Here is an 8,960-nt window from a genome sequence, read left to right as displayed (position 1 = left end):
AACATGCCAGCACCAACGACGACAGCGCCCCAAGCTGATAATGAGACGATTGAATATACTGCCGACCCTCAAACGTTAAACATCACTTACATTGACGATGTAACTGATAAACCAATTTCCAATTTGTCGACTACGGTTACCGGAGTCACAGGTCAAACCGGAACGATCAACGTTCAAGTGCCAGCTGGTTATGTATTAACCAATCCAAATGATGAAACAATCACTTACACATTAGTTGCTGGTACGAACCAAGTTGATGTCCACGTCACTCACCATGTGACGCATACCATGACAACAACCACTCGGACGATTAGCTACGTGATTGATGGGTTAACCACAGCGGTTCAGGTACCAACTGTTCAGACGGTCACCTGGAACGTGTCGACTGATGATGTAACTGGAGCAACAGTTGCAACTGCTCAGGGTGGATACACTGCTGTAAAGACACCGGAAATTGCCGGGTATACCGCAAGTGTTACTGAAGTAGCAGCTGACAATCCAAAGCCAACTACCGATGCGCTCACTGACAGTAACGTGACAGTGACGTACACGCCAATTCCAGTTGTTACGCCGATAACGCCAGGTGATAGTCAAACGACAACTGAACAACCTGATGGTACGGTTGGTAATCCAACAAATCCAACAACCGGTGAAGTTGAAAAGGGTGCAGCTGAAAAAACAGCTAATGAAGTTGAAAAAACATCTAATTATGTAAAAGCTAATGATGAAATCTCAACTGACAGTGATAAGACCAATGTTAAGATCACTGGTAACCGTGAAGTCAGCGGAACTCAGAGCGACAAAACTGCTGAGCTTCCACAAACTGATGAAAATTCAGCACAAAAGTGGTCAATCATTGGACTTGGGTTGCTTGGTCTGATGAACATTCTAGGATTAAGCCGAATTAAGAAACACGAATAATGAAGTCTCATTTTAAAGCATTCCGTGAATTCGGAATGCTTTTTATGTTCGAACTAAAAATTGTAGAGCCAATAAAAACGATTGAAATGCCCGCCTGCATTTCAATCGTTTTTTGTGTTGTCGTATCTATAATTCGCCAAAGTTGATTTTACCGTTTAGGCTGATGAAATAGGCAGCTAAGGTTGAAACATCATCGCTACCACTGCCCTTGGGGTCTAACCAGCGAGATAAGTGACTTAAATCTTTTTCAGTCACGACGTTAATATTGTCAATGCCCTGATTAGCACTGATAAAACGTGCATCCCAATGTACCGACGACGGCATGGTTGGCGTTGCTGTTAATCTGGTTGGAACGAGTATGGGCTTAGCGGTCAGGTTACGTAAACGTGCCATAGCTGGCATATCTGGTTGTTGAAACGGCGATAGCGGTTGGGTCAATTTAGTCAGGATAATTCGGTAACTTGCGAGTGGTTGTAGCTGAGTGGTAGCCGTAATTTCAGAAGAGATAATCACGTAACCTTGTTGGTGAAATTGTGTTAGTTTTGGGTAGATAAGTGGCTTTACCAAGACATCGGGTCGACCTTTGATGAAATTGACGTCGATCAGTGAACCACTTGGGGTTACGTAACTGACTTCAGCAGGTACTTCAACGGGAGTGTCATCAGCTGGTGGTGCAGTGACAGTCTGACTTGCTTTGTGGTAATAATACGTGACGGTTCTGGCAATTGGGTCATAAGTACCACTGGTTGCGCCACTAATATTGGTTAATTGATAATCTGTAAAGGTCCGGGCGCTGGTTTGATAAGTGCCGCTCGGGAAAATATTGTTGCTTGCGTCCTCAGTTCCTAAGGTCGTGGTCGCTAAGATGGCTTGGGTATCCTGGTCAACATAGTTTACAGTGACTTGCGCATTCGCGAGGTATTGTGAGTATGATGTGGCACCAGATTGACTAGTAGCCGAGGCAATCAGGGTATAGCCCGCTTTAGTGGTAGCAGTTGGTGTCCCTGAACTTGTTGAATTGGATGACAGCGCTGTTTCCGTTTGAAAAGCATGCAGACTACTGCCGATTGGGGTGGAAGTAGTGTCACCGTTAGCATCTTTTTGGTAATAATAAGTAATCGTAATCGGATTTTCAGTACCATCTAAGTTGTTGGTTTGACCAAATGTACCAGAAGTGGCACCAACAGCCGACGTAAAATGATAGCCATTAAAGGGAACTTGGTAATAGTCCGTTTTATATGGATCACCCTTGGCGACGTCGGTTGCGGGGATCGTATAGTGCCATAAAATGGTCTTAGGATCAGCAGCGTCAACGTAGGCAACGTTTACCGCAGCCAAGGAAAGGTAATTCAATGTCACATCAAGGTTGCCAGCAGCAAACTGATTAGGAATATCTAAATTGGCGTCACCGATATATTGATATCCTGGAATTGTGGTCGCATATTGGGTTTTGCCAGGAATCGTCATAGTCGGATCTGAAGAAGTGTTTGTGAGCGTATAGCTTGAAACATCGCCTTTACCATGTAAATCAGGAAGGGATGCCCAGTTACCGTTGAAGGTGATGGGCTCACCAGTGCTAGCATCAACATAGTGAAAGGTAATGGTTGATGCCTGGCTACTTACGGGAGCGGGCGCTGGAGGTGCTAAACGTGCGGTTTTAGCCAATGGCAATGCATGAGTGGCTGTAGTGGTTGCCGTTTGAGACTGATTAGCAGTTGCTGCTGTATTTTCCGTCGCTGTTGTATCAGTTTCAGGTGTCTCACTTGAAGTGCTACTGGTTGAACTAGGCTGTGATGCAGTTGTGATATTACTTGATTCAGTTGACGTCGGTTGAACGGTATTAGTCGTCGGTGTCCCGACTACTGGGTCTGTCGAGTCAGCTTTAGCAACACGAATCTGAACGGTACCTAAAATGAGTGCAGAAAATAAGCTAGTTGTCAGTAACGTTAGTGTTTTTCGATTATGATTCTTCATGAGATCCACCATCTTTCATCAGTGGTTTATGATCGGGAAAAAGTTCGTGCAGCTTATTGTGTTTGGTTTGCAAAATTACATCGGCCAAATGGGACCAATCGCTGGATGTGGGTGGATCTTGCCAAATAATTTGAGGCTGAACGATTTCAGGAGACTGGAAGTCGGAAATGTAAATATCGGTTTCTTCGCGTAACTGGCGGTCGATGACGATATGTGCGTGGCTGAATGAATTAAGCGATTCAATCACATAGTTCGTGTACAAAGCGCCCTGTGAGAAGTCGACACAGATGTGGACTTGGTCACGCATCAATTCAGGTGGTATCGCGTTAACAAGCGCAAACATGTAACTAAAGTACAGGTTGACCGCCATGTTTTTGGTTAAATGAAAGGTTGATTGTCGCTGTAGTGTCACGAGCATTCTGTTAACGGTTAAATCAAAAGCAGGGTACAGATCAGCAAAGAAGTGCATCTGCTTTGGTCGGATAAAGGTCGTTGGTTCAATGTAAAAGCTAGTGAGTTGAAGATGAATACAGAGCAGCTGTTGCCAAAGTGCATCACCATTGATTAACTGTGTATTCACCAAGACGTTTTCACTTAAAATACTGCGCATGAATTGGTTAGAGAGCGTGACCACGGTTGGAAACGCTTTGGCCGTAGTGGTTTGGACTTGTTCACCGAGGTATCCCTGTGTAATGAGAAACATATATAAATAGTTGAATTCATTACGAGATAACTTAATTTCAGGCGCGAGTTGCTGAGCTAACAAATCATATAGTTGTTCACCAATCTGGTCAGGCTCGATTTCTTTGAAAAGGTGTTTTTTGATTTCATGATGATTGAACAGGCGTAATATCCAAATTCGTAAAAAAGTTGCGAGTTTTGTGACTTCGGTGGGTCGTAAGTCAGTCGGTAAGTGAGGCTGGATCGTGTTGATTAGATTTGAAATGAGGTCGTTTAACGACTCAAATGGTGGTGTCAAAGTGTTGTACATTGTGTAATAGAGCTGAAATAAGTGCAAACGAATCGTGAATTCTTTGTCTTTAAACAATGTACTAGACGTATAAAAATGGTTTTTCTTTAAGACGACTTCGAGCTGATCTAAAGAACGGTAAAAAGCTGAAGAACTCATATAATTAGCGACAATGTATTCCCGCTTTGTATACAAATTATCGTAAAAGAAGCGGTACACCAGTGCGGTATAGAGTGATGATCGGTTCAAATAAAGTAGCGCTATTTTTTGTAAAGTAGTGGTTTCTAAATTGAATGCAGTCCAAGCACCAGTTTTAACTTCTTCGAGATAACACGGTTGGTCACCAGAAACTTGCATCAAATCGGCGTTAATGACTACGAAAAATTTATTTAATTGATAGTTTGTCAGGTCATTGGCAGTGCCAATGGCCTCTTTTGAAATTGTCCTGGAAGTTTCTGCATTAAAGCTTGCGAGGATGGCGTAGCTAATCGCATCATTTTTGGAGAATAAATAACTATAATTCATGACACACCACCCCTTTCTATAAAATCATTCAACCTCAGTATACATGATAATGTTGTAAATTTTTTTATAGATTTAGAAGTGATTGCTGTCAAAACTTCCCAACTTTTTGATTGTGAATTAAATTCTTGGGAAATTTCAATTGTCATATGTGCGACGAATATTGACACCATGCTATATTGCAGGATGTTGAAAATTCAATTATTTTGAAACGTTGGCAATGGGCTCAAAATCGACTAAATTTGGAAAACTATGGTAAATATAAACCGCCAAATCTATAATAATGATAGGCTTTATGAGATGTTAGCATTAGTAAATTTTTCAATTATTTCGTTCGTCGATAAAAATCTTGGGAAACATGATTACGGATCATGGCGTTAGAATATGGTTGTTGCAAAGAGTTGTTTCGTAAGCAAACTTCATTGTTAAACAATATACAATTTTGGGGGAGGTCCATTAGATGACTGAAGAAGTTAAGAAAGCGGCACTCAAGTTACAACAAGACGAAAAAGAAGTGAAGGTAAGAAAGAAGCTATATAGATCCGGTAAGCTCTGGCTCGCTGCAAGTTTAGCAACAGCGGTGTTCGGTGCAACGGTAGTGAGTGGTGGGGTAACAGCAAACGCAGATACTGTTGATACGTCAGCACCAACCACAACTACCACGACATCAACAACCACTAGTCAGGGCAATACGGCGACTTTGAAGACGACTGCATCTGCTACGGCATCTTCAACAACTGATGCTCAATCAGCACCGGCAGTCAATGAAACTGCCAAGCAGGCTACAGCACCAAGTCAACCGGTGGAAACAGCATCAACGGCTGAAGCAACGCAAGGCACAACCGCACAGGCGACGACAGATTCGGCAACGGCCTCAAGTTCTGCAGCGAATGCAAATCAGGCGGAACAAAATGAGAGCGCTAGCACAACTGAAAAAGTGACGAATTTAGGGGTCGCTTCGGATGCGCAAGCAACATCGGCTAAACAAGCGGCAGCGGCCGATTATGCCAAAACCGGTCAATCACAAAAAGTGACTCGGGTTGCGGCAACTACGCCAGCCACGATTGTTAAATCTGGTACTTATGGGACGGCTACGTGGGATATTGATAGCAACGGGCTGTTAACTATTCACGCAGGGGTTATGAGTGGAACAAAAAATGGTTATTCAGATGATCAAACGCTTGTTCAAAGCATTTATGTGGATCCAGGCGTCAGTGCAGATAGTACCGTTCTTGGAATTAATCTTTTTGCGATGATGCATAATGCGGTGACAATTGATGCCAGTAATCTTGACGTTAGTCAAATGACAACCTTAGCGGGGGCCTTTACTCAAGACGAGAATCTTAAATCCGTTAACGTTAGTGGCTGGAATACCAGTAACGTTACAACGATGCAAAATATGTTTCATTACGATACCGCATTGAAAACTGTTGATTTAAGCAGTTTTGATACTTCTAAGGTAACGAATACGTCTAATATGTTTGCCGAAACTGGCCTTACTTCACTAGATTTGAGTAACTTTGATATGAGTAATGTGACGGATGCTAGTGGTATGTTTATGACTGACAGACAGTTAGCCCAACTTTCACTCAGTTCGACTGCCAATCTAAAAGCTTCTGGGCTACCAGATGCTAAGAGCCAGGTGATTACGTTACCTGATGGTAGTTCGACTAATACGGTTAATGGCTGGCAAGCAGTCGGCAGTGGTACTGTGGCTACCCCAACCGGTGCCGTGCTCAAGTCGGCCGATTTAATGACCTTGTATGACGGAACCGGTACTGCACCAGCTGAAACGTATGTCTGGTCACCAAGTGTCGCTAATTCCGTGACGGTAATTGACGCTTATACGGGTAAAGCGGTCGTCAGCCAAGATATCGATGGTGTATACGGTACCGATGCCAACTTTACATCGCTCATTCCTAAGGACTATCACCTTGCTTCTGGGGATGAATTAGGGAGCTATACGCAACCTACGTCAACCAAAATCGGTACTACTGGTACTCACTTTGATGTCTATGTCGCCCCTAATACAGTTGATACTATTAACTTTGTTGATGATGACAATAATGGTGCGATTGTTCGAACGGACAAAATTGGCGGTACGTCAGGAGACGTCTCGGATTACACCACGTCAGATGATGTGGCCGCGTTGACTGATAAAGGTTACGAAATTGTCAGTAGCGATGTCCCTTCATCTATCACTTACAACGACACTACGGAGCATACTTACACCGTTCACGTGAAACATATTATCAAGACGGTTAAAGGGACCGATGCCGATGCTGATAAGGGTACACAAGTTAAGTTATTAACTGTGAACTTTAGCGGGGATCCATCTGATACAGGGTTAACGTCAGCTGACGTCGCACCAACCGGTGATTTGTCACAGGACCTCACTTATTACCGTGATGCTGTGGAAGATGAAGCCTTAAAGGCTGCTGGTGACGCAAATTATGCAACTTTAGGAGACTGGTATACGAGTGACTCGCTTACCCCAGTTGAGATTGCTGAAGTTCCCGGTTATTCTGCTAATTTTGCTGGACCAATTACTATGGATGCAGTCTTTGATTCGCCTCAGGTTGGCGAAATTAAAATGGGCGATTTGTTGAAAAATTCAGTCGCCGGAACAGACGACCATACTTCTCTTACTGTAAATATTAAGACTAGATACACAGCCAACACTTATGGTACTCAAATTAAATACGTCAATCAGGATACCGGTGAGCAGGTTGGCACGATTGAATCAATCGAAGGTGTATATAAGACAGAGTTGCCGTATCCGGTTATCGCCCCGAACGGTTATGAAGTTGTGCCGAATCAGGACGGTGTAACGAATAATAAAATTATTTTGACGTTCTTACCAGATATGGATCCGGTGACGATTTATGTGACACCAATTGTTACGTTACAAAGTGCGACGGTTACTTATCAAGACGAAGACGGTACGCAATTAGGCGCTGAAACACTGACTGGTAATTCAGACACCGCAATTCCATTTGATACCGCTAGCTATATCGCAGCAAAATTTGCTCATTATGATCTTGTTTCGGATGAAACGACGACACCCGCAACTTTTGATGAAGACTCAACTTCAGCTCAAGACTTTAACGTTGTACTGCGGTTACAAAATGTCACGACACCTGTTACGCCAGTTGATAGCGCAGGTAACCCAATCCCTGGTACGACGCCAACTCAAGAAGCGGGGCATCCAGGCCAACCAATCACGGATTTCCCAACCGTTGACGGTTATGTCTTGGTACCAAATCAAGCTGTATACTTCCCAGCCAATGATGGTGATGTTACCAACGTTTACTACCTCCCTGGTACTCAAGAGGCTACGGTCCACTTTACTGATCAAAATGGTAAATCTCTTGGAACGTTGGAAGTTGCCGGTGAATCTGGTGCTGAAATTGAACACCATAATATTGACACCGTCACACTTCAAATTATCAATCAAGGGTACAGTTTAAAGAGTGATGATACTGTCGGTGCAACCTTTGACAACGATTCGAGTGCTAATCAGGACTTTAACGTTGTTTTGAACAAATTAGATACACCAAGCACAGATACGATTACGAAGACAGTTCATTACGTTGATCCAGAAGGTAATTCATTGGCGCCAGATTACGTTAGTTCAGTTGAAATTCAACAGACTTTAGATTCTGAAACGAATAAACCGAATGCTGACACGACGGCTGTATTAGGCCATCAAGCGGATCCAACTATTGCTGGATACAAAGTTTTGATTGATTCAGCCGGTGCAACGACTGATCAAACGGTTAACTTTGGTGACACCGATATGACCTATACAGTGGTTTACATCAGTGACGATGTTACGACGCCAAATAACTACCCCAGGAAATAATGGCGGCACCACGACGACTACGCCAGGAAATAATGGTGGCACTTCAACTACTACCCCAGGAAACAATGGTGGCACGACCACGACGACTACCCCAGGTAATAATGGCGGGACAACTACAACCCCAAGTAATAATGGTGACACCACTACCCCAACAAATGGTGGCGGTGTTACTACTCCCGTCGATACTGGGACGACTACCCCAACAACGAATGGTAATGTCACAGTAACTACTGGCACGAATGGAGGTGATTTGACACCGGAAACAATATCAACGACAACTGGAAATGACACTACCCCGGTCACGACTGGTCAGCTCGATGGTGATAATACCCACGTTACAAATGATGAAACCAACCAAGGTGCGACTGTTGATCAAAAACACTCCGATAGTACAGCAACAGTTACAGCCTTAGATACCTCAAAAGCTAAATCAACACCAACAAAACAGGCGGCTACCGTATTACCTCAAACCAATGAAGCTGCTTCAAGTGAAGTTGCTTCAAGCCTAATGGTTGTGGCAGGTATGATGCTTCTAGCTAGTTTAGGATTAGTTGGATTAGCAGGTAAAAAGAAACAAGATTAATACTTTAATTCATGAAATTTCTTCCCAAAGATATCCCATGAGAAAAGCGCGTAAATGTATTTGACATTTACGCGCTTTTTGTTGAATATTAGAGTGACGACATGCTGTAGCAGTGATTTTAATAA

Annotated in this window: 5 protein-coding genes; 3 read left to right on the top strand and 2 right to left on the bottom strand. The window is 43.3% G+C overall.

What is annotated here, in order from left to right; all coding sequences use genetic code 11:
* Positions 1-921: LPXTG cell wall anchor domain-containing protein (locus FD04_RS10200; protein ID WP_156660447.1), on the top strand; the 921-nt coding region annotated here is incomplete at its 5' end.
* A gap of 126 nt (positions 922-1,047) precedes the next feature.
* Here FD04_RS10200 and FD04_RS10195 read toward each other — a convergent pair.
* Together FD04_RS10195 and FD04_RS10190 are read right to left on the bottom strand one after the other, a co-directional pair.
* The gene (locus tag FD04_RS10195; RefSeq protein WP_056948645.1) at positions 1,048-2,895 is read right to left on the bottom strand and encodes a MucBP domain-containing protein; all 1,848 of its coding nucleotides are present in this window, start codon (positions 2,893-2,895) and stop codon (positions 1,048-1,050) included.
* Positions 2,882-4,390 carry a hypothetical protein gene (locus tag FD04_RS10190; protein WP_056948642.1) on the bottom strand — a complete coding sequence of 503 codons (1,509 nt, stop codon included), beginning with the start codon at positions 4,388-4,390 and terminating at the stop codon, positions 2,882-2,884. Before FD04_RS10190 ends, FD04_RS10195 begins: the two co-directional genes overlap by 14 nt.
* A 457-nt stretch (positions 4,391-4,847) precedes the next feature.
* On the opposite strand from FD04_RS10190, the gene FD04_RS10185 reads away from it, so the two are divergent.
* Together FD04_RS10185 and FD04_RS10180 are read left to right on the top strand one after the other, a co-directional pair.
* Positions 4,848-8,252, top strand: a complete 3,405-nt coding sequence (locus tag FD04_RS10185; protein WP_056948640.1) for a mucin-binding protein — start codon at positions 4,848-4,850, stop codon at positions 8,250-8,252.
* Positions 8,218-8,835 (top strand): hypothetical protein, encoded by a 618-nt coding sequence (locus FD04_RS10180; RefSeq protein ID WP_235805685.1) that lies wholly within the window; start codon positions 8,218-8,220, stop codon positions 8,833-8,835. The genes FD04_RS10185 and FD04_RS10180 overlap by 35 nt, the downstream gene beginning before the upstream one ends.
* The last annotated feature ends 125 nt before the right edge of the window (positions 8,836-8,960 follow it).

This window comes from Secundilactobacillus odoratitofui DSM 19909 = JCM 15043 (assembly GCF_001434895.1).
Taxonomy (GTDB): Bacteria; Bacillota; Bacilli; order Lactobacillales; family Lactobacillaceae; genus Secundilactobacillus; species Secundilactobacillus odoratitofui.
This window is presented reverse-complemented; position numbering and strand designations above follow the sequence as displayed.

Bases quoted from the DNA above. Each gene is read 5' to 3' on its own strand.
- FD04_RS10180 (WP_235805685.1), top strand. From the start codon at position 8,218: ATGTTACGACGCCAAATAACTACCCCAGGAAATAATGGCGGCACCACG.
- FD04_RS10195 (WP_056948645.1), bottom strand. From the start codon at position 2,895: ATGAAGAATCATAATCGAAAAACACTAACGTTACTGACAACTAGCTTA.
- FD04_RS10185 (WP_056948640.1), top strand. From the start codon at position 4,848: ATGACTGAAGAAGTTAAGAAAGCGGCACTCAAGTTACAACAAGACGAA.
- FD04_RS10190 (WP_056948642.1), bottom strand. From the start codon at position 4,390: ATGAATTATAGTTATTTATTCTCCAAAAATGATGCGATTAGCTACGCC.